This is a genomic window from Pseudomonas fluorescens (assembly GCF_040448305.1).
GTDB classification, from domain to species: domain Bacteria; phylum Pseudomonadota; class Gammaproteobacteria; order Pseudomonadales; family Pseudomonadaceae; genus Aquipseudomonas; species Aquipseudomonas fluorescens_BH.
The window spans coordinates 6,578,496-6,604,958 of sequence record NZ_CP148752.1; the positions used below are offsets into that span (position 1 = coordinate 6,578,496).

The following is a 26,463-nucleotide window of genomic DNA, read 5'->3' on the forward strand; positions in this document are numbered from 1 at the left end:
TAAAACCTTAGGGCGCACAAGGCGCCAACAGAGGACAGCTTCATGGAAGCCCTGCACAAGAAAATTCGCGAAGAAGGCATCGTGCTTTCCGACCAGGTCCTGAAAGTCGACGCCTTTCTGAACCACCAGATCGACCCGGCCCTGATGAAGCTGATCGGCGACGAATTCGCCACGCTGTTCAAGGATTCGGGCATCACCAAGATCGTCACCATCGAAGCCTCGGGCATCGCCCCGGCGATCATGACCGGTCTGAACCTGGGTGTGCCGGTGATTTTCGCCCGCAAGCACCAGTCCCTGACCCTGACCGAAAACCTGCTGTCGGCGACCGTCTACTCGTTCACCAAGCAGACCGAAAGCACCGTGGCCATCTCCCCGCGCCACCTGACCAGCAGCGACCGCGTGCTGATCATCGATGACTTCCTGGCCAACGGTAAGGCGTCCCAGGCACTGATTTCGATCATCAAACAGGCCGGCGCCACCGTGGCGGGCCTGGGTATCGTGATCGAGAAGTCGTTCCAGGGTGGGCGTGCGGAGCTGGATTCGCAGGGTTATCGCGTAGAGTCGCTGGCCCGCGTGAAATCGCTGGCCGATGGTGTCGTGACCTTTATCGAATAAAGCCGCGACAACGCACATCCCCTGTGGGAGCGAGCTTGCTCGCGATGAGGCCATCACATTCAACATCAATGTTGTCTGTCAGGCCGCTATCGCGAGCAAGCTCGCTCCCACAGTTGTTTTCGGTGGCCAGTTACTGCGCAGTCGCCTTGAGGCCTGTGAGCAGCAACCGCTGATACAAGTCCTCCTTCATCCCCTCCGGGTTGGCCAGTTGCATGCGCTGCAGATGCTCCTGGAACAACGCAGGCTCCGGCGCATCCAGCGCCGCCCTGCCCAATTCCAGCACCTCGCTCAGCTTGAACTTGCTCTTGAGCCAGTTCAGTGCCCGCAACAGATCACGCTCGACCTCGGTGAAATCACAGCCCAGCGGATACTCCGGAAACAGCTGTGGATGCCGTGCCTGAATCGCCTGCAAACGCTGCGGACTGTTATCGGTAAAGCGCGGATCGAGACGGAAGTCATTGGGCAGTTTGCCGACTTTCTGCGCCTGCTCGATCAATCCCGGCTGAAAACGCGAGTCGCTGATATTGAGCAAGGCCTCGATCACTGCCGCATCGGTTTTGCCGCGAAGATCGGCGATGCCGTATTCGGTGACCACGATGTCCCGCAAGTGTCGGGGAATCGTGCAGTGACCATACTCCCAGACGATGTTCGAGCTGACATCGCCGCCGGACTCGCGCCAACTGCGCAGCAGCAACACCGAGCGTGCGCCTGCCAGCGCATGCCCCTGCACCACGAAGTTGTATTGCCCGCCTACGCCGCTGAGCACACGTCCGTCTTCGAGCTGATCAGCCACTGCGGCACCGAGCAAGGTCACGGTGAACGCGGTGTTGATGAATCGCGCATCCAGGCGCTGCAAGCGCTTGAGTTCTTCCTGTCCGTAGAGCTCGTTGATGTAGCTGATGCGGGTCATGTTGAATTCGAGCCGCTTGTTTTGTGGCAATTCGCGCAAGCGTTCGTAGTAGCTGCGCGGGCCGAGAAAGAATCCGCCGTGCACCGAGATGCCATCGGTTTGCGCAGCCTCGTCGAGGGTGCCTGCATTTGCCTGCTGTTGGGTCGCCACGTCCGGATAAACCTTGCGCCGCACGATCCCGGCATCGGCCAGCACCAGCAAGCCATTGACGAACATTTCACTGCAGCCATACAGGCCTTTGGCGAAGGGTTCGATGCCGCCTTCGCGCTCGATCAGTTGCGCCCAGTAGCTGAGGTTTACGTCTGCCAGCAAAGCCCTGTATCCGTCGTTGTCGGCTTGCCGCGCCAGCAGCGCCGCCGTCAGCGCATCGCCCATGGAACCGATGCCGATCTGCAAAGTTCCGCCATCACGCACCAGGGTGCTGGCGTGCAGGCCGATGAAATGGTCCTGACACCCCACCGGCATGTTCGGCGTGGAAAACAGCGTGGTGTTGTCCTTCTCATCGATCAGCAGGTCAAAGGTGTCGATACCGACTTCCGCATCGCCGGGCATGTAAGGCAGATCGTTGTGCACCTGGCCGACCATCAGGATGGTTTCTCCGGCGGCGCGGCGCCTGGCGATCATCGGCAGCAGGTCGAGGGTGATGTCCGGGTTGCAGCCCAGGCTCACGCGGTCGGGATGCTCGGCGTGGCTGGCCACCAGCTGCGCCACCAGATTCAACCCGGCGGCATTGATGTCCCGCGCCGCATGGCTGTAATTGCTGCTGACGTAATCCTGTTGCGCCGTGGCACTGTTGAGCAGGCTGCCGGGCTGCATGAAGAACTGCTGGATGTGGATGTTGCCCGGTAGAACGTCGCGGCGCAGGTCGGCGAGAAATTCCAGCTCCGGATAGTCGCCGAAGACCCGTTCGATAAAGGGTTCGAGAAATCGCTTTTGCAGACCATCGCCCAAGGGCGGGCGCCCCAGGCACAACGCGGTGTAGATCGTCAGCCGTCGCTCGGGCGACTGTGCGATTCGCCGATACAATGCGTTGACGAAGTGATTGGGTTTGCCCAACCCCAGAGGCAGTCCCATGTGGATATGCGCTGGCAACCGTGCCAGGACGTCATCGACTGCCTGTTCGATAGAGCACAGCTGAACCATCGGATCCTCCCTCATGTTCCATGACTTGGGCTTGGACCGAGCTTGCCGGGTCTTGGCTGCAATGACCAGTCCTGTGGGAGCGAGCTTGCTCGCGATAGCGGACGATCAATCAACACATCGTTGCCAGATACACCGCCATCGCGAGCAAGCTCGCTCCCACAGGGGTTTACGGCGTCTGCTGAATCACAGGCACAAAAAAGCCGCTCGAAAGCGGCTTTTTTGCGAAAGAGGCGGGCTGAGTTACAGACCGGACATCTCTTTGATGGCGCCCTTGAGCTCGTCGTCGGAGCAGTCGGCGCAGGTGCCTTTAGGCGGCATCGCGTTGACGCCGGTAATGGCTTTGGCCAGGATGCCGTCGAGGCCGCCCTGGTGATCGGCGCGTTCTTTCCAGGCCGCTTTGTCGCCGATTTTCGGCGCGCCCAGCAGGCCGGTGCCGTGGCAAGCGTTGCAATGTTTGGCAATAACATCTTTAGGCGCCTTGGCACCGCCACCGCCGCCGGCCGAAGCGGCCACTTCCATGCCCTTGCACTCTTTACCCTGAACACAAACCTGGCCAACTGGCTCAAGGCGTTTGGCAATTTCGTCGTTGGTCGCAGCCTGAGCGCTGACACTGACAGCCCATAGGGCCAATACGGTTGCTGGTGCAGCCAGCATTTTCATAATTAGGTTCACGCGTTCACCCTCAATGGTGGCTAGTCACGCCTACGGCCACGGTTCGCAGGCGGGCGCAAGTATAGCGGTAAGCCCGTCGCACTGAAACAACCCCAAAGTCGGAGGGGTCTTAGGCCGCAACGGAAAAACAGCCCGGGCGCCTCTGCGATGCTGGCAGGACGCCTCTTTTCTTAGAAATTCGCCGGCGTGGCTGCGCTGATTAGTCGCGCCGGCACATCGAACGGATTACGGAAACGGTGTGGCTTGGTACTTTCAAAGTAGTAGCTATCGCCGGCTTCGAGGACAAAAGTTTCGAGACCGACCACCAGTTCCAGTTTTCCTTCGACCAGGATGCCGGTTTCCTCGCCCTCATGGGTGAGCATCTCGTCACCGGTGTCGGCGCCTGGCGGATAGATTTCATTGAGGAATGCGATAGCCCGGCTCGGGTGCGCCCGACCGACCAGTTTCATGGTCACCGCGCCATCGGAAATATCGATCAGCTCGTTGGCCTTGTAGACGATCTGGGTCGGTTTTTCCTGCAGGATTTCTTCGGAAAAGAACTCGACCATGGACATGGGAATCCCGCCCAACACCTTGCGCAGCGAACTGATCGAAGGGCTCACGCTGTTCTTTTCGATCATCGAAATCGTGCTGTTGGTGACCCCCGCCCGTTTGGCGAGCTCACGCTGGGAAAGGCCTTTGAGCCTACGGATGGATTGCAGTCGTTCACCGACGTCCAAAGCTTGCGCCTCCAGGATTCAGGATTGTTGGAATAGTGAGCGTTATCATGGCGACAGCGTTCAGTATTTACAACACCTTGACCTGAATCCTGCTCAGCGAGGCGACTTCCGGTCTGGAGCCCTGCGCACTAAGCCCCGGAATAGAGCAGTGGCACTCGGCGCAGGTTGCAGAAAATCTGGTAAGGAATCGTGCCGGCAGCCATGGCCACATCACTGGCGAGGATGTTTTTGCCCCACAATTCGACGGTCGAACCAAGACCGGCCTGCGGCACATCGGTCAGGTCGATACAGAGCATGTCCATCGACACCCGGCCGATCAACTGGCTGCGCTGCCCGGCAACCAGCACTGGCGTGCCGGTCGGTGCCAGACGCGGGTAGCCGTCGGCGTAACCCATGGCCACGACGCCAATGCGCATCGGTTTAGGGGTGATGAATTTGGCGCCGTAACCGACGGGTTCGCCAGCCGGCAACTCGCGCACACTGATCACTTTCGACTCCAGGGTCATGACCGGTTGCAGGCGCGATGCCACTTCGTTGGCTTCTTCGAAGGGCGTGGCGCCATAGAGCATGATGCCCGGGCGCACCCAATCGCTCGGAATCTGCGGCCAACCGAGCACCGCCGGCGAGTTGCGCAGGCTGACCTCGGCGGACAAGCCCTTGCGCGCCGCTTCAAATACCGCCACCTGATCGGCACTGGCCTGCTCGTGCAGTTCATCGGCACGCGCAAAGTGGCTCATCAGCACCACTTTCGCGACTTTGCCGCTGGCTAGCAGCCGTTGATAGGCCGCCTGATAATCCGCCGGGTGCAGCCCAACGCGGTGCATGCCCGAATCGAGCTTCAGCCACACGGTGATCGGCTTGCTCAACGCCGCTTTCTCGATGGCTTCGAGCTGCCACAGTGAATGCACCACGCACCAGAAATCATGCTCGACGATCAGCGCCAGCTCATCGGCTTCGAAAAAACCTTCCAGCAGCAGGATCGGCGCACGAATGCCCGCCGCCCGCAGCTCCAACGCCTCTTCGATACACGCCACGGCAAACCCGTCCGCCTCGGCTTCCAGCGCCTGGGCGCAACGCACCGCGCCATGGCCATAGGCATCGGCCTTGATCACCGCGAGGGCTTTGGCCCCCGTGAGCTCACGGGCGACTCGGTAGTTGTTGCGCAGGGCTTGAAGGTCGATCAGGGCACGGGCAGGACGCATGGCGGCAGACTTCTGGTCGGGTTATCGGGAAGAAAAACCGGTGCTGGCTGACGGCGTGAACCGCCAACAGCACCGGGAGAGGGATCTGTCTGAAAGCTTATGGCAGAGCGGCGACAACCGACAGCTCGACCAGGATTTCCGGTTCGCACAATTTCGATTCAACGGTGGCGCGGGCCGGGGCGACGCCTTTTGGCAGCCACTGGTCCCACACTTCGTTCATGCCTTCGAAATGCGCGTCGATGTCTTTCAGGTAAATCGTCACCGACAACAGATTGTGCTTGTCGGTGCCGGCCAGATCGAGCAACCGCTCGATGTTGGCGAGGGTTTCACGGGTCTGCTGTTCAATCCCGGCGTTCATGTCATCGCCGACCTGTCCGGCAAGGTAAACCGTGCCGTTATGGGTGACGATCTGACTCATGCGCTCATTGGTGAGCTGGCGCTGGACTGACATGCTTTGCAGGCTCCTGGGTTTTGCTGCCATAACGGGAAATATCGAGGCCTTCGGCGCTGATCTGCGGCTTTTTCTTCGCCATCAGGTCTGCCAGCAAGCGACCGGAGCCACAGGCCATGGTCCAGCCGAGTGTGCCGTGACCGGTGTTCAGGAACAGGTTCTTGAACGGAGTGGCGCCAACGATCGGCGTGCCGTCGGGAGTGGTCGGACGCAGACCGGTCCAGAAGCTGGCCTGGGCCAGATCGCCGCCCTGAGGATAAAGGTCGTTGACGATCATCTCCAGGGTTTCCCGGCGACGCGGGTTCAGCGACAGGTCAAAACCGGCGATTTCAGCCATGCCGCCAACGCGGATGCGGTTGTCGAAACGGGTGATCGCGACCTTGTAGGTCTCGTCGAGAATGGTCGAAGTCGGAGCCATCGCCGAGTTGGTGATCGGCACGGTCAGGGAGTAGCCCTTGAGCGGGTACACCGGCGCCTTGATCCCCAGCGGCTTGAGCAGTTGCGGCGAGTAGCTGCCGAGGGCCAGCACGTAGCGGTCGGCGGTTTCCAGCTTGCCGTCGATCCATACGCCGTTGATGCGGTCACCGGCAAAGTCGAGGCGCTGAATGTCCTGGCCGAAACGGAATTGCACACCGAGGTTCGCGGCCATTTCTGCGAGCTTGGTAGTGAACATCTGGCAGTCGCCAGTCTGGTCGTTCGGCAGGCGCAGGGCACCGGCGAGGATGTCAGTGACGCTGGCCAGGGCCGGCTCAACGCGGGCAATGCCGTCGCGGTCGAGCAGCTCGAACGGCACGCCGGACTCTTTCAGCACGGCGATGTCTTTCGCGGCGCCGTCGAGTTGAGCCTGGGTGCGGAACAGTTGGGTGGTGCCCAGGCTACGGCCTTCATAGGCAATGCCGGTTTCGGCGCGCAGTTCATCGAGGCAGTCACGGCTGTACTCGGACAGACGGACCATGCGCTCCTTGTTCACCGCGTAACGGCTGGCGGTGCAGTTGCGCAGCATCTGCGCCATCCACAGGTACTGGTCGATGTCAGCGGTGGCCTTGATCGCCAAGGGCGCGTGGCGCTGCAACAGCCACTTGATGGCCTTGAGCGGCACGCCAGGCGCGGCCCACGGCGAGGCATAACCCGGCGAAACCTGCCCGGCGTTGGCGAAACTGGTCTCCATGGCGGCAGCTGGCTGCCGGTCGACCACCACCACTTCAAACCCGGCACGGGCCAGATAATAAGCACTGGTGGTACCGATGACGCCGCTACCCAAGACCATGACGCGCATTTTCATATCCCTCATCGCGGCTAACCGCTGACGTTTGTTATTCAGAGCTTTAGATGCGCGCAGTGTAAAAAAGATTCGCCAGTGCTTTTCACTATATAAGCGCCTATATTTGGCGACAATTCTCGGCAAAAACCCTTTTCACGGAGGCGCATCCCCTATGCGTACCAACACTCAGACCAAACGTGAGCTGGACAAGATCGACCGCAACATCCTGCGGATCCTGCAAGCGGACGGGCGGATTTCCTTTACGGAGCTTGGGGAAAAGGTCGGGCTCTCGACCACGCCCTGTACTGAGCGGGTCCGGCGTCTGGAGCGCGAAGGGATCATCATGGGCTACAACGCCAGGCTCAATCCGCAGCACCTGAAGGGTAGTCTGCTGGTTTTTGTCGAGATCAGCCTGGACTACAAATCCGGCGATACTTTCGAAGAGTTCCGACGTGCGGTGCTGAAATTGCCCCATGTGCTGGAGTGTCATCTGGTGTCAGGGGATTTCGACTACCTGGTGAAAGCGCGGATTTCCGAGATGGCTTCGTACCGCAAGTTGCTGGGCGACATCCTGCTCAAGCTGCCTCATGTACGGGAATCCAAGAGCTATATCGTGATGGAAGAGGTGAAGGAGAGCCTGACTTTGCCTATTCCGGACTGAAGATTTTCCGGTGTCTGTTCAGCCCCCATCGCGAGCAGGCTCGCTCCCACAGGTACGGCGTCGTCCTTGTGGGAGCGAGCCTGCTCGCGAATGCAGGCGACTCGGTCTTTCTTAAACCAGCACCTGTCGGTTCGAAGCCATGTACTCGAACACCTGTTTCTCCACCCGCGGATGAATCAGCTCCATCGGCCCGCGCCCATTGGGGCACGGTAAGGTCTTGGTGGTGCCGAACAACCGGCAGATCAGCGGCCGCTCGTCATACACCGTGCAACCATTCGGCCCCAGATGCACACAGTTGAGCTCTTCCATGGCGGCCTCCTGCTCGGCGCGGGTCTTGCGCGGCAGGCGCGACATTTCTTCGGGCGAGGTGGTCACCGGCCCGCAGCAGTCATGGCAGCCGGGCACGCACTCGAACGAGGGAATCTGTTGTCGCAATGTGCGGATTATCTGGCTGTTGCAGCTCATTGAAGCGGTGACCAATAGCGGAATAGAGCGCGATTCTGACGCAAAAGCCCCGATCCAGACAGCACCAGCCGACCAATGTTGCCCGCCAGGAAAGGTCCGGCTTATGCTCCGTCAGGTTTTCCAAACGCAAGAATCAGGAACACGCACATGAATGCCCGTGCTCAACAGCCTGCCCTGAACCACACCGCGTCCTACTACGCCGCCAGCAGCCTGCCGCAGCCCGAACTTCCGGCGCTCAAAGGCGAAGTGCTGGCCGATGTCTGTGTGGTGGGCGGCGGGTTTTCGGGGTTGAACACGGCGCTTGAGCTGGCCGAACGCGGTCTCAGCGTGGTGTTGCTTGAAGCCCATAGAATCGGCTGGGGCGCCAGTGGTCGCAATGGCGGGCAGCTGATTCGTGGCGTCGGCCACGGCCTCGATCAGTTCACCAACGTCATCGGTGCCGAAGGTGTTCGGCAAATGAAACTCATGGGCCTGGAAGCCGTGGAAATCGTCCGGCAACGGGTCGAGCGCTTCCAGATCCCCTGCGACCTGACCTGGGGTTACTGCGACCTCGCCAACAAGCCCCGTGACCTTGAAGGCTTCGCCGAGGATGCCGAAGAACTGCGCAGCCTCGGTTATCGCTACGAGACCCGTTTGCTGCAAGCCAACGAGATGCACACCGTGGTCGGCTCCACGCGCTATGTGGGTGGCCTGATCGACATGGGTTCGGGGCACCTGCATCCACTGAACCTGGCCTTGGGCGAAGCCGCTGCGGCACAACGACTGGGGGTCCAGCTGTTCGAGCACTCGGCCGTGACCCGCATCGACTATGGCCCCGAGGTCAAGGTCCATACCGCCGAGGGCTCGGTGCGCGCCAAGACCCTGGTGCTGGGTTGCAATGCCTACCTCAACAACCTCAACCCGGAGCTCAGCGGCAAAGTCCTGCCCGCCGGAAGCTACATCATCGCCACCGAACCGTTGAGCGAAGAACTGGCTCACGCCCTGCTACCGCAGAACATGGCGGTCTGTGACCAGCGGGTGGCGCTGGACTATTACCGGCTCTCGGCGGACCGGCGCCTGCTGTTTGGCGGCGCCTGCCATTACTCGGGCCGTGACCCGAAAGACATCGCCGCATACATGCGCCCGAAAATGCTCGAGGTTTTCCCGCAGCTGAGCGCAGTGAAGATCGATTACCAATGGGGCGGCATGATCGGCATCGGCGCCAATCGCCTGCCGCAGATCGGGCGACTCAAGGACCAGCCGAACGTATACTACGCCCAGGCCTATTCCGGTCACGGCGTGAATGCCACGCACCTCGCCGGCAAGCTGCTGGCCGAAGCGATTAGCGGGCAGCACAGTGGTGGTTTCGACCTGTTTGCCAAGGTGCCGCACATCACCTTCCCCGGCGGCAAGCATTTGCGCTCACCGTTGCTGGCGCTGGGGATGTTGTGGCATCGGCTTAAAGAGTTGGTCTGAAGGATTCTCTGCGTCTTTGCCGACGCTATCGCGAGCAAGCTCGCTCCCACAGGGAATGATGGTGTTCACAAAATTTGTGCTCACCGCCGGTCCTTGTGGGAGCGAGCTTGCTCGCGATGAGGCCCTGAAGAACGCCGCCAAAATCAGATCCGCCAGAAAGGCTTCAGTCCCTCCTCCCGCGCCTGCTCCCGCGTCAGCCCGATATCCTTGAGCTGATCGGCCGTCAGGGCCAGCAAGGCCTTGCGCGTGTGCAGGCGACGCCAGAACTGGTCCCAGCGACTCAGGCCGGACGACGCATTGCCCATGCCCGCCTCCCGCGCGCCGTTGTTCTGCCCGGTCGCCAGTTCCTGACTGTGTAACGTCAGCCGCACATCGCTCAAACCGTTCATCTTGGATGCTCCTGTTTACTTGGGTAGCCAGAGGTTCCATGATGCGTGGGCGCGCAAAAGCATTACAGATTCAAAGCAACTGTATTAACTCCATACAGTTTTGCCGATTCCGCCACTGAATCCTCATTTTTTGCCCGATCTGTACTGGTTAACCGATCACCCTTATCGAGGCTGCACCATGACCCTTTACGTCAACCTCGCCGAATTGCTCGGCACACGTATCGAACAGGGCTTCTATCGCCCCGGTGACCGGCTGCCTTCGGTACGGGCGCTGAGCGTCGAGCACGGCGTCAGCCTGAGCACGGTGCAGCAGGCCTATCGGGTGCTGGAGGACAGCGGGCTGGCCATGCCACGGCCAAAATCCGGGTACTTCGTCCCCGCCAGCCGCGAACTGCCGGATTTGCCGGCAGTCGGCCGCCCGGCCCAACGGCCAGTGGACATTTCCCAATGGGATCAAGTGCTGGAATTGATTCGCGCCGTGCCGCGCAAAGACGTGGTGCAACTGGGCCGCGGCATGCCGGACATCACCAGTCCGACGATGAAACCGCTGCTGCGTGACCTGGCGCGAATCAGCCGTCGGCAGGACATGCCCGGGCTGTATTACGACAACATCCACGGCAACCTCGAACTGCGCGAACAGATCGCTCGCCTGATGCTCGATTCCGGCTGCCAGCTGAGCGCCAGCGAACTGGTGGTCACCACCGGTTGCCACGAAGCGCTGTCCACCAGCATTCGCGCAATCTGCGAGCCCGGCGACATTGTCGCGGTGGACTCGCCGAGCTTTCACGGCGCGATGCAGACCCTCAAGGGCCTGGGCATGAAAGCCCTGGAAATCCCCACCGATCCGCTGACCGGCATCAGTCTCGAAGCGCTGGAACTGGCCCTGGAGCAGTGGCCGATCAAGCTCATACAGCTGACCCCCAACTGCAACAACCCGTTGGGCTACATCATGCCGGAGTCGCGCAAACGCGCGTTGTTGACGCTTGCCCAGCGCTATGACGTGGCGATCATCGAGGACGATGTGTATGGCGAACTGGCCTATACCTATCCGCGACCACGCACGATCAAATCCTTCGACGAGGACGGTCGCGTCCTGTTGTGCAGCTCGTTTTCCAAGACCCTGGCGCCGGGCCTGCGCATCGGCTGGGTCGCGCCCGGCCGCTATCTGGAACGGGTGCTGCACATGAAATACATCAGCACCGGATCCACAGCGCCACAGCCGCAGATCGCCATCGCCGAGTTTCTCAAGGGCGGCCATTTCGAGCCGCATTTGCGACGAATGCGCACGCAATACCAACGCAATCGCGACGTGATGATTGATTGGGTGACCCGCTATTTCCCGGCCGGCACTCGCGCGAGTCGCCCACAAGGCAGCTTCATGCTGTGGGTCGAACTTCCGGAAGGTTTCGACACCCTGAAACTGAATCGTGCATTGCACGACCAGGGCGTACAGATTGCCGTGGGCAGCATTTTTTCCGCCTCCGGCAAGTACCGCAATTGCCTGCGCATGAACTACGCTGCCAAGCCAACACCGCAGATCGAAGACGCGGTGCGCAAGGTGGGTGTGACAGCGATCAAACTGCTGGCGGAAACCGATCAGCTCAGCGACTGACTTTTCTTCGGGAATCGGCGTCCATATGCCTATCTGCGCCGCCAAACGGAACGATCCTACGTGAGAGTCAGACAGCCCCTGCTTGCTCTTCTGCTACTCGCCGCGTTCCTGGGCGGTTGCTCCAGCTTCGACGTTCAGCGTGTGCCGAGCCAGGCGCTGCCAGCTGCAGACTCCGCATTCGGTCGCTCGGTCCAGGCGCAAGCCGCACCCTACAACGGACAATCGGGTTTTCGCCTGCTATCGGACAGCACCGAGGCCTTCACCGCCCGCGCCGAACTGATCCGTAACGCCCAAAGCAGCCTCGACTTGCAGTACTACATCGTGCACGACGGCATCAGCACGCGCATGTTGATCGCGGAGTTGCTCAAGGCCGCCGACCGGGGTGTGCGGGTGCGGGTCTTGCTCGACGACACCACCAGCGACGGCCTGGACCGGGTCATCGCGACCCTCGCCGCGCATCAGAACATTCAGATCCGCGTGTTCAACCCGCTGAATCTTGGCCGCAGTACGGGTGTGACGCGCACCGTGGGCCGGCTGTTCAACCTGTCGCAACAGCATCGACGCATGCATAACAAGTTGTGGCTGGCGGACAACAGCATGGCCATCGTCGGCGGGCGCAATCTGGGGGACGAGTATTACGATGCCGAGCCCAACATGAATTTCACCGACATCGACATGCTCGGTGTCGGCCCGGTCGCCGAGCAACTCGGGCACAGTTTCGACCAGTACTGGAACAGCGCCCTGAGCAAGCCGATCGACGAATTCCTGTCGAGCAAACCCACCCCCCGGGACCTGGAAAACACCCGCACCCGACTGGAAGAGTCCCTGGCGGAGACACGCAACCAGAATCACGCGCTCTACAAACACTTGATGACCTTCACCACCCACCCTCGCCTGGACATCTGGCGCCGCGAACTGATCTGGGCCTGGAACCAGGCATTGTGGGATGCGCCGAGCAAGGTACTGGCCAAGGGCGAACCCGATCCGCAGTTGCTGCTGACCACGCAACTCGCACCTGAACTCAATAACGTCAGCAAAGAGCTGATCATGATCTCGGCCTACTTTGTGCCCGGCCAGCCGGGGCTGGTGTACCTGACCGGGCGCGCCGATGCCGGCGTTTCCGTGAGTTTGCTGACCAATTCACTGGAAGCCACGGACGTTCCCGCCGTACACGGTGGCTACGCACCCTATCGCAGGGCGCTGCTGGAGCACGGCGTGAAGCTGTACGAATTGCGTAGCCAACCCGGCGAGGAAGGCGGCAGCGGTAGCGGGCCGCATCTGTTTTCCAGCAACGCCTATCACAGCTCTGACTCCAGCCTGCACAGCAAGGCGATGATCTTCGACCAGCAGAAGTCCTTTATCGGTTCGTTCAATTTCGATCCGCGCTCGGTGCTGTGGAACACCGAAGTCGGCGTGCTGGTGGACAGTCCGGAATTGGCTGCACGGGTCCGCGAACTGGCGCTGCAGGGTATGGCTCCGGCCCTGAGTTATCAGGTGGAGCTGGAAAACGATCAGATCGTCTGGACCACCGAAGACGACGGAAAAATGCACACCCTGGCCAAGGAGCCAGGGAGTTGGTGGCGGCGCTTCAATGCGTGGATGAGCAATACGGTGGGCCTGGAGAAGATGTTGTAAGACTCGACCGCCACAGTTCTCCGATGCTCATCAGGCTGGCTGAGCAGTGCCAAACGCCCCTTGCCGCGAGACCACAATCAACACGCCCAAGGCCCCCACCGCCATCAGCAACGGCAACGCATGGCCGTTGATCCACTGGCTGCCGGCACCCGCCAGCAGCGGCCCGACCAGGCAACCAATCCCCCACAGCTGAGCAATGTGCGCGTTAGCCCGCACCAGCGCATCGTCGCGATAACGCTCGCCGATCAGAATCAACGACAAGGTAAACAACCCGCCAGCGCTGGCACCGAACAGCACCCACAAGGACCAGATCAGCAGCGTGTCGATCAGCAACGGGATTGCCAGGCTCGACATCAGCAGGACCACTGCACAACCGGTGAACAACGCGCGCCGCGACAAGCGATCGGCCAACGCGCCAATCGGCAATTGCAGCACCGCATCGCCGACCACCACCGTACTGACCATCGCCAGGGCGATCTCGGTGGTGAAGCCCTGGCGCAGGCAATAGACCGGCAACAACGTCAGAATCATCGCCTCGAACGCAGCGAACAACGACACAGCCCAGGCAATCGCCGGCAGGCCACGACAGAAAGCGAGCAGATCACTCAAGGTCACGCTGCTGGCCTCGCTGCTCGGCGCACCACTGCGCCCCAGCAACAGAAACGGAGCAGCCATCAGCAAACCGACGCCCACCCAAAAGCCATAGTCGTGCTCGGTACCGAGGAAACCCAGCAACACCGGCCCTGCCAGCTGACTCAAGGCGTAGCTGCTGCCATACAGTGCCACCAACCGCCCGCGCCATTGCTCGACCACCAGTTGATTGATCCAGCTTTCACCGATGATGAATACGAGGGTCAGGATCACCCCGATCATCAGCCGCAGCACCAACCAGATCGGATAGCTCGGCAACAGCGCCAGCAAACCGATCGAAACCGCCCCAGCCCACAAGCACAGGCGCATCAGATTGGCCGTGCCGAATCGCGCCGCCAGATGGCTGGAGATTTTCGCCCCCAACAGGACGCCGATGGCCGGCATCGCCGCCATCACGCCAATGGCAAACGAGCCGTAGCCCCAGCTTTCCAGGCGAAACGACACCAGCGGCATGCTGACACCCAGGGCCAGGCCGACACTCAGGACAGATGCCAAAACGGCGAAATACGTCGCCCAACGCATGTTCCACGCTCCTGTGGATTAATATTTTTTTCAGGACACACAAAACAATGTGGGAGCGGGCTTGCCCGCGAAGAGGTCATCACATCCAACATCAACGTTGGCTGATACACCGCCTTCGCGAGCAAGCCCGCTCCCACAAGGGGTCTGTGTCGTTCGGGAGGCCTGCTCTACAACAGACCTCCCTTAACGGCTTACAACTTGATCCAGGTCGCCTTCAGCTCGGTGTATTTGTCGAACGCGTGCAAGGACTTGTCACGACCGTTGCCGGACTGCTTGAAGCCACCGAACGGAGCGGTCATGTCGCCACCGTCATACTGGTTGACCCATACGCTACCGGCACGCAGTGCACGGGCGGTGAGGTGAGCCTTGGAAATGTCCGCAGTCCAGACCGCAGCGGCCAGGCCGTACGGAGTGTCGTTGGCGATCGCGATGGCTTCTTCGGCGCTGTCGAATGCGATGACCGACAGTACCGGGCCGAAGATTTCTTCCTGGGCGATTTTCATCGCGTTGCTCACGCCATCGAAAATCGTCGGTTCAACGTAAGTGCCGCCAGTTTCCTGGAGCGTACGCTTGCCACCGGCCACCAGCTTGGCGCCGTCGGCATGACCAGACTCGATGTAGGACAGTACGGTATTCATCTGCTGGGTATCGACCAGCGCGCCAACATTGGTCGCCGGATCCAGCGGGTTACCCGGCTTCCAGGTTTTCAGTGCTTCGATCACCAGCGGCAGGAATTTGTCCTTGATCGAACGCTCCACCAGCAGGCGTGAGCCAGCAGTGCAGACTTCGCCCTGGTTGAAGGCGATGGCACCCGCAGCCGCTTCGGCAGCGTCTTGCAGGTTCGGCGCATCGGCGAACACGATGTTCGGGCTCTTGCCGCCGGCTTCGAGCCAGACGCGCTTCATGTTCGACTCGCCGGAGTAGATCAGCAGTTGCTTGGCGATTTTGGTCGAACCGGTAAACACCAGGGTGTCGACGTCGTTGTGCAGGGCCAAGGCCTTGCCGACGGTGTGGCCATAACCCGGCAGCACGTTCAGCACGCCTTTCGGGATGCCGGCTTCGACAGCCAGCTCGGCGATGCGGATGGCGGTCAGCGGGGATTTTTCGGACGGCTTGAGGATCACCGAGTTACCGGTGGACAGCGCAGGACCGAGTTTCCAGCACGCCATCATCAGCGGGAAGTTCCACGGCACGATGGCGCCAACCACGCCCACTGGCTCGCGAGTCACCAGACCCAGCTGATCGTGCGGGGTGGCCGCGACTTCGTCGTAGATCTTGTCGATGGCTTCGCCGCTCCAGCTCAGGGCTTGCGCCGCGCCGGGAACGTCGATGTACAGGGAATCGCTGATCGGCTTACCCATGTCCAGGGTTTCAAGCAGGGCCAGCTCTTCGGCGTGCTGTTTCAGCAGGCCGGCGAAACGGATCATGGTGGATTTGCGCTTGGTCGGCGCCAGGCGCGACCAGACACCGGAATTGAATGTGGCGCGAGCGTTTTCCACGGCGCGCTGGGCATCGGCGGCGTCACAGCTGGCAATCTTGCCCAGCAGACGGCCATCGACCGGGCTGATGCACTCGAAAGTCTCGCCGGAAACGGCGGCGGTGTATTCGCCATTGATATAGGCGCGGCCTTCGATTTTCAGGTCGCGGGCACGTTGTTCCCAGTCGGCACGGGTCAGGGTGGTCATGCGAGTGTCCTCCTCTTATTGATACGACACCCGCGTTCTTCGCGGGCGCTGTCAGGAATTCTGCCCGGCCAGCCTGCTTTTCGGCCCAAGGCATCCACCACCCTAAACCAGCCGCATATGAAGTTTCAATATATTTGACAAAACGCTGGCAAACGGCCTTGCGATGTTCATTTTAATAAACATAGACTTTGGCTTTAACAACCACTCGCACCGCAATGACGGGGGATTAGAACAATGAGCATCCAGAACATCGTCGACTTCAGCCAGGCCACTACCCAGCCCGAGCGCTATCGGCCAGACCCGGCGAAAGTCCTCAAGGGCGACCCGGAACAAGCAGTGTACAACCACTACAACAGCCCCTGCGGCCAGCTGAACGCAGGCGTGTGGGAAGGTGCCGTCGGCCAGTGGCTGGTGAACTTCACCGAGCATGAATACTGCGAAATCGTTCAGGGCGTTTCGGTGCTGCGCGACAACGACGGCAACAGCAAAACCGTGCGCGCTGGCGATCGCTTCGTAATCCCGGCCGGCTTCAAGGGCACTTGGGAAGTGCTGGAGCCATGCCGCAAGATCTACGTGGCGTTTGAACAGAAGGCTTGAACCCAGATCGAAACAGTCGCTGACATTCTGCCGCTGGCCCAAGGCAGCGACACCGGGTAAGACTTGCTGACAGGTGCCACGTTTTTTCATCGTCGGGACGGTAACGCACAGGACGTGCTGCCACCCGGCGACGCAGGCGCCCCAATCAACAGTCATGCAAGGAGGCAACATGCCAGTCTTACCCGATCAATGCGATCTCGCCATCGCCCAGTACACCATCGGCCAGAAATGCACCCCGCAACTGCTTGAAGAAGTTCGCGCCCTGGCCAATGGCGCGCCAGTGCGAGCCACTGGACCCAAGTACCCTTCGAGCTGGGACTTGCGCCCGCGACGCATCAACCTGCATACCAATGCCGACAGAATCATCGTCAGCATCAACTGCGGCTGATTCGTTTCGGCACTGACAAAACAACTTGATTCCCGTGCAACAAAAAAGGCCCGTATCTCGCGATACGGGCCTTTTTCGTAAGAGGGAAAAATCAATTACTTGATTTTGCCTTCTTTGTAGATCACGTGCTTGCGAACAACCGGATCATATTTCTTGATCTCGATTTTGTCCGGGGTAGTACGCTTGTTCTTGTCGGTAGTGTAGAAGTGACCAGTACCGGCGCTCGAAATCAAACGAATCAATTCACGCATGATTAGCTCCCTTAAACCTTGCCATCGCGGCGAAGTTCGGCCAGCACGACAGTGATGCCACGCTTGTCGATGATACGCATGCCTTTGGCAGATACGCGCAGACGCACAAAACGTTTCTCTTCTTCAACCCAGAAGCGGTGATGCTGCAGGTTCGGCAGGAAACGACGACGGGTTTTGTTGTTTGCGTGGGAAATGTTATTCCCGGTTACCGGACCCTTACCGGTAACTTGACATACTCTAGACATGCCTCAGCCCTCTAAAACCACATGCCCAACCCGGCATGGGTTGGCCGCTTAATCTCTCAGTCATTTGGCGCCAGGCGCCGCGTTTCTTTAGAGGTCTTACCGGCTACACCTACAGTGAAGGAACCGGGCCCCTAGAAAAGAGCGCTGCTTTATACCAGAAAGACTGGAGAGCAACAACATTCAGTGTGCGTCGAATTCACAAAAACCCCGTTTTCCGGGCTCCGAGCGCCTTGGACAAAGGCTATCATCGATGGCGACCGCTCGTCGCAGAGAATCGGCCAACCGGCCAAATCAGGATTTTGCTCGCCCGCCTCACAGCAAATTCAGGCGCTATAGTCCCCTCAAAATGAAAAAGGGGATAGTCATTTGCAAAAGAGCCCACTAGGGTAAGCCTTTTCCAGACTGCACTTGCAGATGGGCCTTCGACCTGTAAAGGAAGCCGACCATGCGCCTCGCTGCCCTACCGCTGTTGCTCGCCCCGCTTCTGCTGAGCCCCCAGGCCTTTGCCGCCGCCCTGAGCGTCTGCACCGAGGCCAGCCCTGAAGGCTTCGACGTGGTGCAGTACAACTCACTGACCACCACCAACGCCTCGGCCGATGTGTTGATGAATAGCCTGGTGGACTTTGACACGGCCAGTGGCAAAGTGGTCGCCAGCCTCGCCGACAGCTGGGAAGTCAGCCCCGACGGCCTGACCTATGTCTTCAAGCTGCACCCGCAGGTGAAATTCCATCGCACCGAGTACTTCACCCCCACGCGCGACCTGAACGCCGAAGACGTGATTTTCAGCTTCGACCGCATGCTCGACCCGGCCAATGCGTGGCACAAAGTCGCCCAGAGCGGCTTTCCCCATGCGCAATCGATGCAATTGCCTGCACTGATCAAGAAGATCGACGCCCTCGATCCGCAGACCGTGCGCTTCACCCTCGACCACCCGGATTCGACCTTCCTGGCGACCCTGACCATGGGTTTCGCCTCGATCTATTCAGCCGAATACGCCGATAAACTGATGAAGGCCGGCACACCCGAGAAGCTCAACAGCCAGCCGATCGGCACGGGACCGTTCGTTTTCACCCGTTTCCAGAAGGACGCCTCGGTTCGCTACAAAGCCAACCCCGAATACTTCGGCGGCAAACCCTCTGTAGACCCGCTGATCTTCGCCATCACCCCGGACGCCAATGTGCGCCTGCAGAAATTGCGCCGTAACGAATGCCAGATCGCCCTGTCGCCCAAGCCTCTGGACGTACAGGAAGCGCTGAAAGAGCCAACGCTGAAAGTCGAAAAGACTGACGCGTTCATGACAGCATTCGTCGGCATCAACAGTCAGCATCCGCCACTGGACAAGCCTGAAGTCCGCCAGGCCATCAACCTTGCCTTCGACAAGGCCAACTATGTAAAAGCCGTGTTCGAAAACACTGCCGAGGCGGCCAACGGTCCGTATCCGCCCAACACCTGGAGCTACGCGAAAGGCCTGCCGGGCTACCCTCACGACATCGCGAAGGCCAAAGCCTTGATGGCCAAGGCCGGACTCAAGGACGGCTTCCAGACCACCATCTGGACCCGCCCTTCCGGCAGCCTGCTTAACCCCAACCCAAGCCTCGGCGCTCAACTGCTTCAGTCTGACCTTGCAGAAATCGGCATTCAGGCTGAAATCCGCGTGATCGAATGGGGCGAACTGATCCGCCGCGCCAAAGCCGGTGAGCACGACTTGCTGTTCATGGGCTGGGCTGGCGACAACGGCGACCCGGACAACTTCCTCACGCCGCAGTTTTCCTGCGCCGCGGTCAAGTCCGGCACCAACTTCGCCCGCTACTGCAATCAGGACCTGGACAAGCTGATCAGCGCCGGCAAGACCACTGGCGAGCAAGGTGTGCGCAGCAAGCTCTACGAACAGGCCCAGGCGCAGATCCAGCAGCAGGCGTTGTGGCTACCGCTTGCCCACCCGACGGCCTTCGCGCTGACACGCAAGGATGTCGAGGGGTACTCAGTCAGCCCGTTCGGGCGGCAGGATTACTCGAAGGTGAACTTCAAGTAGTCCACTTCAAACGCAAAACCTGTGGGAGCGGGCTTGCCCGCGATAGCGGACTTTCTGGCAACGCTTGTGCTGAATGTGCCGCCGCCATCGCGGGCAAGCCCGCTCCCACAGGGTTCTGCATTCCCCCACCAGATCTACATCCACCCATACTCCGCCATCGACAACGGATCGCCATCTCCAATGATGAAATGGTCGAGCACCCGCACGTCAATCAACTCCAGCGCCTTTTGCAGGCGCTTGGTCAGCACCCGGTCGGACTGACTGGGGTCGGTATTGCCCGAAGGATGGTTGTGGCAGAGGATCAATGCCGCTGCGTTGTTGGCCAAGGCGCGCTTGACCACCTCTCGCGGATGAACGCTGGTGTTGTCGATGGAGCCGCGAAACAGCGTCTCATACGCCAGTACCTGATGCCTGGAATCGAGAAACAGGCAACCAAACACCTCGTGTGGCTCGTGGCGCAGCATCGATTTCAGGTACTCGCGAACCGCGTGCGGATTCTCCAGTGCCGATTTTTGGCGCGCACGCTCGGCCAGATGACGCCTGCTCATTTCTTGCGCAGCCTGCAACTGTGCAAATTTCGCCGGCCCAAGCCCCAACTGCTTGCTGAACGTTTCCTGATCGGCCTCAAGCAGCAAACGCAGGCTGCCAAACTGATTCAACAGGTGTCGCGCCAAATCTACGGCGCTTTTACCTACCACGCCTGTACGTAAAAAGATCGCCAGCAACTCGGCGTCCGAAAGGCTTTCCGCGCCCTGTTCAAGCAACCTCTCCCGCGGCCGTTCTGCCGCCGGCCAATCGCGAATACTCATAGCACCTCCCTGTCTGTGGGCACCGCTGTTCCGTAGCGGTCGCTGTGATATCGTAGCCCATCTTTTTTTGCGGGCGAATTCATCCTGGGGAGGGGGTTTCGCCACGTATGTCACCAACGAATTGAAAGGCAGGCCTATGCAGCGGCTGTATCGGAAACGCATTGTTCTGGGCGTCGGCGGCGGTATCGCTGCCTACAAAAGCGCCGACCTGGTTCGCCGCCTGATCGATCAGGGCGCCGAAGTGCGCGTGGTCATGACCCGTGGCGGCGCAGAGTTCATCACCCCGCTGACCATGCAGGCCCTGTCCGGGCACCCGGTCCACCTGGACCTGCTGGACCCGGCGGCCGAAGCGGCCATGGGCCACATCGAACTGGCCAAATGGGCCGATCTGGTGCTGATCGCTCCCGGCACCGCAGACCTGATCGCCCGCCTGGCCCAAGGCATTGCCAATGATCTGCTGACCACGCTGGTGCTGGCCACCGACGCAGTGGTCGCCGTTGCGCCGGCCATGAACCAGGCCATGTGGCGCGACCCGGCGACCCAGGCCAACCTGAAAACCCTCGAAAACCGCGACATCAAGGTCTTCGGCCCGGCCTCCGGCAGCCAGGCCTGCGGCGACGTCGGCCTGGGGCGCATGCTCGAAGCCCTTGAACTGGCCCAATGCGCCGCCGACTGCTTCCAGCGTCAGGCACTGACTGGCAAACACGTGCTGATCACGGCCGGCCCGACCCAGGAAAACATCGACCCGGTGCGCTACATCACCAACCACAGTTCCGGAAAAATGGGCTTTGCCCTGGCCGAAGCCGCGGTGGAAGCCGGTGCCCGCGTAACCCTGATCACCGGCCCTGTGCACCTGCAGACCCCGGATCGCGTCACCCGCATCGACGTGGTCAGCGCCCGCGACATGCTCGCTGCCTGCGAAGCGGCGATCCCTTGCGACCTGTTCATCGCCTCGGCAGCGGTCGCGGATTACCGTCCGGAAGTCGTCGCACCACAGAAACTCAAGAAAGATCCTACGAACGGCGACGGCTTGTTGCTACAGATGGTGCGCAACCCAGACATCCTTGCCACCATCGCCACCCGCCCCGACCGCCCGTTCAGTGTCGGTTTCGCCGCCGAGACCGAACACCTGCTCGATTACGCTGCACGCAAGTTGAAAGACAAGAACCTCGATCTGATCGTCGCCAACGACGTCGCCAATCCGAGCATTGGCTTCAACAGCGAAGAAAACGCCTGCAGCGTCATCGACCGCGAGCTTCACGCCACACTTTTCGCCCAGACCAGCAAGAGCAAGATTGCTCGCCAGCTGATCACTTTTATCGCCGAACGTCTGAACCAGGTTTAATTTACATGCACGCTTTGCAAGCCAAGATCCTCGACCCCCGCATCGGTACCGAATTCCCGCTGCCGCAATACGCCACACCAGGCTCCGCCGGCCTCGACCTGCGCGCCATGCTGGAACAGGACACCGTGATCAAGCCGGGTGAAACCGTGCTGATTCCCACCGGCCTGTCGGTCTATATCGGTGACCCGAACCTGGCAGCGCTGATTCTGCCGCGCTCGGGGATGGGCCATAAGCACGGCATCGTGCTAGGCAACCTGGTGGGGCTGATCGACTCCGACTACCAGGGCCCATTGATGGTCTCCTGCTGGAACCGTGGCCAGACCGAATTCACCATGCCGGTCGGCGAGCGCCTGGCGCAACTGGTGTTGGTACCGGTGGTGCAGGCTCACTTCGAGATGGTTGAAGAGTTTGTTGAAACCGAACGCGGCACTGGCGGTTTCGGCCATACCGGTACACGTTGATTCGATAGAGATCCATTGTGGCGAGGGAGCTCGCCACAAAATTCAAAATGTCATCTTCAAGGTTTAGCTCCGAAAATCAAGGCATTGCCCGGTCAATCCCCCGCCGCCAGGGGCGTCATGGCCCTTTCATACCACGAACTCTCTGTGGAAAACGCCGTCATACCCTTCAGTTTGAACCTGCCGCCAAATGAACCGGCGGCCTGTCCAGTCACTTTCGAGATGGAGCATTTCCACAGATGAACACCCCGGCCAAAGTCGCACCCAAGTTCCCTGACAGCATCTTCCGCGCCTACGACATCCGCGGCACCGTCCCGGAATTCCTGAACGCTGAAACCGCTTACTGGATCGGCCGCGCCGTCGGCTCCCAAAGCCTGGCCCAGGGCGAGCCAAACGTGTCCGTCGGTCGCGATGGCCGTCTGTCCGGCCCGGAACTGGTCGCACAACTGATCAAAGGCATCGCCGACAGCGGCTGCCACGTCAGTGATGTCGGCCTGGTCCCGACTCCGGCGCTCTACTACGCCGCCAACGTGCTGGCCGGCAAATCCGGTGTGATGCTCACCGGCAGCCACAACCCGTCGAACTACAACGGCTTCAAGATCGTCATTGCCGGCGACACACTGGCCAACGAACAGATCCAGGCCCTGCACGACCGCCTCAAGACCAACGACCTGAGCAGCGGCCAGGGCAGCATCACCCAGGTCGAGATCCTCGACCGCTACACCACCGAAATCGTCCAGGACATCAAGCTGGCCCGTCGCCTGAAAGTGGTCGTCGACTGCGGCAACGGCGCGGCCGGCGTGATCGCCCCGCAACTGATCGAAGCGCTGAACTGCGAAGTCATTCCACTGTTTTGTGAGGTCGACGGCAACTTCCCGAACCACCACCCGGACCCGGGCAAGCCTGAAAACCTCGTGGACCTGATCGCCAAGGTCAAGGAAACCAACGCTGACATCGGCCTGGCCTTCGACGGCGATGGCGACCGCGTCGGCGTGGTGACCAACACCGGCAGCATCGTCTACCCGGACCGCCTGCTGATGCTGTTCGCCCGCGACGTCGTGGCGCGCAACCCGGGCGCCGAGATCATCTTCGACGTCAAATGCACCCGCCGCCTGTTTGCGCTGATCAAGGAATACGGCGGCCGGTCGTTAATGTGGAAGACCGGTCACTCGTTGATCAAAAAGAAAATGAAACAATCCGGCGCCCTGCTGGCTGGCGAAATGAGCGGGCACATCTTCTTCAAGGAACGCTGGTTCGGTTTCGACGACGGCATCTACAGCGCCGCACGCTTGCTGGAGATCCTCAGCAAGGAAAAATCCTCGGCCGAAGAGCTGTTCGCGACCTTCCCGAACGATATTTCTACGCCGGAAATCAATATCCATGTGACCGAAGAGAGCAAATTCAGCATCATTGATGCATTGCACGATGCACAGTGGGGCGAAGGCGCTGACCTGACCACCATTGACGGCGTGCGAGTCGACTATGCCAAAGGCTGGGGCCTGGTACGCGCATCCAACACCACACCGGTGCTGGTGCTGCGTTTCGAGGCCGATGACGAGGCTGAATTGCAACGCATCAAGGACGTTTTCCACGCCCAGTTGAAGCGTGTTGCACCTGATCTCCAACTACCGTTCTGATTCACCCGGAGCCCTGAATGACCCTCGAACGCGAAGCCGCCGCCAACACCGCCAAGGTCCTGTCCGAAGCGTTGCCTTACATCCGCCGTTATGTCGGCAAGACACTGGTGATCAAATACGGCGGCAACGCGATGGAAAGCGAGGAGCTGAAAACCGGCTTCGCCCGCGACATCGTGCTGATGAAGGCTGTGGGCATCAACCCGGTGGTGGTTCACGGTGGCGGCCCGCAAATCGGTGACCTGCTCAAGCGCCTGTCGATCGAGAGCCATTTCGTCGACGGCATGCGCGTCACCGACGCCGCGACCATGGACGTGGTGGAAATGGTCCTCGGCGGCCAGGTCAACAAGGACATCGTCAACCTGATCAACCGTCATGGCGGCAGCGCTATCGGCCTGACCGGTAAAGACGCCGAGCTGATTCGCGCGAAGAAGCTCACCGTTACCCGTCAGACGCCGGAAATGACCACCCCGGAAATCATCGACATCGGCCATGTGGGCGAAGTAGTTGGCATCAATACCGACCTGCTGAACCTGTTGGTCAAGGGCGATTTCATTCCAGTGATCGCGCCCATCGGCGTCGGCGCCAACGGCGAGTCGTACAACATCAACGCTGACCTGGTGGCCGGTAAAGTCGCCGAAGCGCTGAAAGCCGAGAAACTGATGCTGCTGACCAACATCGCCGGCCTGATGGACAAGTCGGGCACGGTCCTGACCGGCCTGACAACCCAGCAAGTCGACGACCTGATCGCCGACGGCACCATCTACGGCGGCATGCTGCCGAAGATCCGCTGCGCACTGGAAGCGGTCCAGGGCGGTGTGGGCAGCTCGCTGATCATCGACGGTCGCGTGCCGAACGCGATCCTGCTGGAAATCTTCACCGATACCGGCGTGGGCACCCTGATCAGCAATCGCAAGCGTCCTTAAGCGATAGCGCAAACAAAAAGACCCCGCTCGGCCTGGCTGAGCGGGGTCTTTTTTATTCCACAGTCCCTGTAGGAGCGAGCTTGCTCGCGAAAAACGTCAACGATAACGCGGAGCGCCTGGCGAAAAGCGGCGCCCTGACGTGCATCGCGAGCAAGCTCGCTCCTACAAGGCAATAGCGATTAAACGCCGAATTGTGCGCGGTAGGCTTCCACGGCTGGCAGATGCTGCTTGAGCTGCGGATCATCAGCCAGAAACTCCAACACCTGATTCAGCGAAACGATGCTGATGACCGGAATGCCAAAGTCACGCTCGACTTCCTGGATCGCCGACAACTCGCCGTTGCCACGCTCCTGACGGTTCAGGGCAATCAGCACGCCGGCTGCCTTGGCGCCGTCCTGGGAAGCGATGATTTGCATCACTTCACGGATCGCGGTGCCGGCGGTGATCACGTCGTCGATGATCAGAACGTCGCCGGTCAGGGGTGCGCCAACCAGGCTGCCGCCTTCGCCGTGGGCCTTGGCTTCCTTGCGGTTGAAGCACCATGGCAGGTCACGGTTGTGATGTTCGGCCAGGGCCACGGCGGTGGTCGCCGCCAATGGGATGCCCTTGTAGGCCGGGCCAAACAGCACGTCGAAGGGAATGCCGCTTTCGGCGATAGCTGCGGCGTAGAAGCGCCCCAGCTGCGCCAGGGCCGAACCCGAGTTGAACAAGCCGGCGTTGAAGAAGTAAGGACTGGTACGCCCGGACTTCAGGGTGAACTCACCGAAGCGCAAAACGCCGCGATCGATGGCAAAACGAATGAAATCGCGCTGATACGCTTGCATGAAAAAAACCCCAAATACCACGGATTTAGCTAATTAGCTTGACGCCGTGTATCATACACGCACGCGATTTTTGGGGCCATTTATGCGGATCATCAGTGTGAACGTCAATGGTATTCAGGCTGCAGTCGAGCGTGGTTTGCTCAGTTGGCTGCAAGCACAGAATGCCGACGTCATCTGCCTGCAGGACACCCGTGCCTCCGCCTTTGAACTGGATGACCCAGCCTTCCAACTGGATGGCTACTTCCTTTATGCCTGCGATGCCGAAGTTCCCGCCCAAGGCGGCGTGGCTTTGTATTCGCGGTTGCAACCGAAGGCTGTCATCAGCGGTCTCGGTTTCGAGACGGCCGACCGCTACGGGCGCTACCTGCAAGCCGATTTCGACAAGGTCAGCATCGCGACCTTGCTGCTCCCTTCGGGGCAGAACGGCGATGAAGACTTGAACCAGAAGTTCAAGCTAATGGACGACTTCGCCCGTTATCTGGATAAACAGCGGCGCAAACGTCGCGAGTACATTTATTGTGGCTCGCTGTACGTGGCGCAACAGAAGCTGGATATCAAGAACTGGCGCGACAGCCAGCAATCTCCGGGCTTCCTGGCACCTGAACGTGCCTGGATGGACGAGATTGTCGGCAACATGGGTTATGTCGACGCCCTGCGTGAAGTCAGCCGTGAAGGCGACCAGTACAGCTGGTGGCCGGACAACGAACAGGCGGAGATGCTCAACCTCGGTTGGCGCTTCGACTATCAACTGCTGACCCCGGGCCTGCGCCGCTTCGTACGCAGCGCACGCCTGCCACGCCAGCCGCGCTTCTCGCAACACGCGCCGCTGATCGTGGACTACGACTGGACGCTGACGATCTAAGTGATTTTTCACTGGACGGCCTGATAGACAGTTGAAAAAAATGC

At 60.3% G+C, this 26,463-nt stretch carries 26 protein-coding genes and 1 pseudogene; 13 read left to right on the plus strand and 14 right to left on the minus strand.

Features of this window, described 5'->3' with window-relative positions; translation table 11 throughout:
• Positions 1 to 42 precede the first annotated feature (42 nt).
• Complete coding sequence (locus tag WHX55_RS30120; protein ID WP_046038985.1) at positions 43 to 615, plus strand: xanthine phosphoribosyltransferase; 573 nt, start codon at positions 43 to 45, stop codon at positions 613 to 615.
• A 130-nt stretch (positions 616 to 745) separates the two neighbouring features.
• Here WHX55_RS30120 and WHX55_RS30125 read toward each other — a convergent pair whose 3' ends face one another.
• The 6 genes from WHX55_RS30125 to dadA form a co-directional block, all read right to left on the minus strand.
• Positions 746 to 2,668 carry an acetyl-CoA hydrolase/transferase C-terminal domain-containing protein gene (locus WHX55_RS30125; RefSeq protein ID WP_150757472.1) on the minus strand — a complete coding sequence of 641 codons (1,923 nt, stop codon included), beginning with the start codon at positions 2,666 to 2,668 and terminating at the stop codon, positions 746 to 748.
• A gap of 240 nt (positions 2,669 to 2,908) precedes the next feature.
• Complete coding sequence (locus tag WHX55_RS30130) at positions 2,909 to 3,328, minus strand: c-type cytochrome (RefSeq protein ID WP_150725225.1); 420 nt, start codon at positions 3,326 to 3,328, stop codon at positions 2,909 to 2,911.
• Positions 3,329 to 3,510: 182 nt separating this feature from the next.
• A complete protein-coding gene (locus WHX55_RS30135; protein WP_008023455.1) occupies positions 3,511 to 4,059 on the minus strand; it encodes a cupin domain-containing protein in 549 nt (182 codons plus the stop codon).
• A 128-nt stretch (positions 4,060 to 4,187) separates the two neighbouring features.
• Positions 4,188 to 5,261, minus strand: a complete 1,074-nt coding sequence (gene alr / locus WHX55_RS30140) for an alanine racemase (RefSeq protein ID WP_150753854.1) — start codon at positions 5,259 to 5,261, stop codon at positions 4,188 to 4,190.
• A 97-nt stretch (positions 5,262 to 5,358) separates the two neighbouring features.
• Positions 5,359 to 5,712 carry a RidA family protein gene (locus tag WHX55_RS30145; RefSeq protein ID WP_150757471.1) on the minus strand — a complete coding sequence of 118 codons (354 nt, stop codon included), beginning with the start codon at positions 5,710 to 5,712 and terminating at the stop codon, positions 5,359 to 5,361.
• Positions 5,684 to 6,988, minus strand: coding sequence for a D-amino acid dehydrogenase (gene dadA / locus WHX55_RS30150; RefSeq protein ID WP_150757470.1), 1,305 nt, complete (start codon positions 6,986 to 6,988; stop codon positions 5,684 to 5,686). The genes WHX55_RS30145 and dadA overlap by 29 nt, the downstream gene beginning before the upstream one ends.
• Before the next feature lie 157 nt (positions 6,989 to 7,145).
• On the opposite strand from dadA, the gene WHX55_RS30155 reads away from it, so the two are divergent.
• On the plus strand, positions 7,146 to 7,634 hold the full coding sequence (locus WHX55_RS30155) for an Lrp/AsnC ligand binding domain-containing protein (RefSeq protein ID WP_007975155.1): 489 nt from the start codon (positions 7,146 to 7,148) through the stop codon (positions 7,632 to 7,634).
• 111 nt (positions 7,635 to 7,745) lie between these two features.
• Here WHX55_RS30155 and WHX55_RS30160 read toward each other — a convergent pair whose 3' ends face one another.
• The gene (locus WHX55_RS30160; protein ID WP_150757469.1) at positions 7,746 to 8,099 is read right to left on the minus strand and encodes a YkgJ family cysteine cluster protein; all 354 of its coding nucleotides are present in this window, start codon (positions 8,097 to 8,099) and stop codon (positions 7,746 to 7,748) included.
• 147 nt (positions 8,100 to 8,246) lie between these two features.
• Here WHX55_RS30160 and WHX55_RS30165 point away from each other — a divergent pair, with 147 nt between their 5' ends.
• Complete coding sequence (locus WHX55_RS30165; protein ID WP_150724900.1) at positions 8,247 to 9,554, plus strand: FAD-binding oxidoreductase; 1,308 nt, start codon at positions 8,247 to 8,249, stop codon at positions 9,552 to 9,554.
• Between the two features lie 143 nt (positions 9,555 to 9,697).
• Here the strand turns inward: WHX55_RS30165 and WHX55_RS30170 are convergent, their stop codons facing one another.
• Positions 9,698 to 9,943: a DUF1127 domain-containing protein gene (locus WHX55_RS30170; protein WP_150753851.1), complete on the minus strand. Its 246-nt coding sequence runs from the start codon at positions 9,941 to 9,943 to the stop codon at positions 9,698 to 9,700.
• 178 nt (positions 9,944 to 10,121) lie between these two features.
• Between WHX55_RS30170 and WHX55_RS30175 the strand changes: the two genes are divergently transcribed.
• Both WHX55_RS30175 and WHX55_RS30180 read left to right on the plus strand, forming a co-directional pair.
• The gene (locus tag WHX55_RS30175; protein WP_150753850.1) at positions 10,122 to 11,555 is read left to right on the plus strand and encodes a PLP-dependent aminotransferase family protein; all 1,434 of its coding nucleotides are present in this window, start codon (positions 10,122 to 10,124) and stop codon (positions 11,553 to 11,555) included.
• A gap of 60 nt (positions 11,556 to 11,615) precedes the next feature.
• A complete protein-coding gene (locus WHX55_RS30180; protein WP_150753849.1) occupies positions 11,616 to 13,190 on the plus strand; it encodes a phospholipase D family protein in 1,575 nt (524 codons plus the stop codon).
• A gap of 30 nt (positions 13,191 to 13,220) precedes the next feature.
• Here the strand turns inward: WHX55_RS30180 and WHX55_RS30185 are convergent, their stop codons facing one another.
• Both WHX55_RS30185 and WHX55_RS30190 read right to left on the minus strand, forming a co-directional pair.
• Positions 13,221 to 14,363, minus strand: coding sequence for an MFS transporter (locus tag WHX55_RS30185; RefSeq protein WP_150757468.1), 1,143 nt, complete (start codon positions 14,361 to 14,363; stop codon positions 13,221 to 13,223).
• A 191-nt stretch (positions 14,364 to 14,554) separates the two neighbouring features.
• Positions 14,555 to 16,048 carry an aldehyde dehydrogenase gene (locus tag WHX55_RS30190; RefSeq protein ID WP_150757467.1) on the minus strand — a complete coding sequence of 498 codons (1,494 nt, stop codon included), beginning with the start codon at positions 16,046 to 16,048 and terminating at the stop codon, positions 14,555 to 14,557.
• A 234-nt stretch (positions 16,049 to 16,282) separates the two neighbouring features.
• Between WHX55_RS30190 and WHX55_RS30195 the strand changes: the two genes are divergently transcribed.
• Positions 16,283 to 16,645, plus strand: coding sequence for a cupin domain-containing protein (locus tag WHX55_RS30195; RefSeq protein WP_150724895.1), 363 nt, complete (start codon positions 16,283 to 16,285; stop codon positions 16,643 to 16,645).
• 169 nt (positions 16,646 to 16,814) lie between these two features.
• Positions 16,815 to 17,033 carry a peptidase inhibitor gene (locus tag WHX55_RS30200; RefSeq protein WP_150753847.1) on the plus strand — a complete coding sequence of 73 codons (219 nt, stop codon included), beginning with the start codon at positions 16,815 to 16,817 and terminating at the stop codon, positions 17,031 to 17,033.
• Between the two features lie 95 nt (positions 17,034 to 17,128).
• Here WHX55_RS30200 and rpmG read toward each other — a convergent pair whose 3' ends face one another.
• Complete coding sequence (rpmG, locus tag WHX55_RS30205) at positions 17,129 to 17,284, minus strand: 50S ribosomal protein L33 (RefSeq protein WP_003177274.1); 156 nt, start codon at positions 17,282 to 17,284, stop codon at positions 17,129 to 17,131.
• Positions 17,285 to 17,295: 11 nt separating this feature from the next.
• On the minus strand, positions 17,296 to 17,529 hold the full coding sequence (rpmB, locus tag WHX55_RS30210; RefSeq protein ID WP_007975166.1) for a 50S ribosomal protein L28: 234 nt from the start codon (positions 17,527 to 17,529) through the stop codon (positions 17,296 to 17,298).
• Between the two features lie 445 nt (positions 17,530 to 17,974).
• Here rpmB and WHX55_RS30215 point away from each other — a divergent pair, with 445 nt between their 5' ends.
• Positions 17,975 to 19,561, plus strand: a complete 1,587-nt coding sequence (locus WHX55_RS30215) for an ABC transporter substrate-binding protein (protein WP_150753846.1) — start codon at positions 17,975 to 17,977, stop codon at positions 19,559 to 19,561.
• Positions 19,562 to 19,695: 134 nt separating this feature from the next.
• On the opposite strand, the gene radC is transcribed toward WHX55_RS30215, so the two are convergent.
• Positions 19,696 to 20,370 carry a DNA repair protein RadC gene (radC, locus tag WHX55_RS30220; protein ID WP_150724892.1) on the minus strand — a complete coding sequence of 225 codons (675 nt, stop codon included), beginning with the start codon at positions 20,368 to 20,370 and terminating at the stop codon, positions 19,696 to 19,698.
• A gap of 136 nt (positions 20,371 to 20,506) precedes the next feature.
• On the opposite strand from radC, the gene coaBC reads away from it, so the two are divergent.
• The 4 genes and pseudogenes from coaBC (at position 20,507) to argB (ending at position 24,733) form a co-directional block, all read left to right on the plus strand.
• On the plus strand, positions 20,507 to 21,715 hold the full coding sequence (gene coaBC, locus WHX55_RS30225; protein ID WP_150753845.1) for a bifunctional phosphopantothenoylcysteine decarboxylase/phosphopantothenate--cysteine ligase CoaBC: 1,209 nt from the start codon (positions 20,507 to 20,509) through the stop codon (positions 21,713 to 21,715).
• Between the two features lie 5 nt (positions 21,716 to 21,720).
• Positions 21,721 to 22,176, plus strand: coding sequence for a dUTP diphosphatase (gene dut, locus WHX55_RS30230; protein WP_007975171.1), 456 nt, complete (start codon positions 21,721 to 21,723; stop codon positions 22,174 to 22,176).
• Between the two features lie 230 nt (positions 22,177 to 22,406).
• A pseudogene (locus tag WHX55_RS30235) lies at positions 22,407 to 23,810 on the plus strand (phosphomannomutase/phosphoglucomutase); the annotation flags it as partial.
• A 17-nt stretch (positions 23,811 to 23,827) separates the two neighbouring features.
• Positions 23,828 to 24,733: an acetylglutamate kinase gene (gene argB / locus WHX55_RS30240; RefSeq protein WP_008047078.1), complete on the plus strand. Its 906-nt coding sequence runs from the start codon at positions 23,828 to 23,830 to the stop codon at positions 24,731 to 24,733.
• A gap of 179 nt (positions 24,734 to 24,912) precedes the next feature.
• Here argB and pyrE read toward each other — a convergent pair whose 3' ends face one another.
• Positions 24,913 to 25,557: an orotate phosphoribosyltransferase gene (gene pyrE / locus WHX55_RS30245; RefSeq protein WP_011336558.1), complete on the minus strand. Its 645-nt coding sequence runs from the start codon at positions 25,555 to 25,557 to the stop codon at positions 24,913 to 24,915.
• Positions 25,558 to 25,639: 82 nt separating this feature from the next.
• Here pyrE and WHX55_RS30250 point away from each other — a divergent pair, with 82 nt between their 5' ends.
• Positions 25,640 to 26,419 (plus strand): exodeoxyribonuclease III, encoded by a 780-nt coding sequence (locus tag WHX55_RS30250; RefSeq protein ID WP_003176915.1) that lies wholly within the window; start codon positions 25,640 to 25,642, stop codon positions 26,417 to 26,419.
• The last annotated feature ends 44 nt before the right edge of the window (positions 26,420 to 26,463 follow it).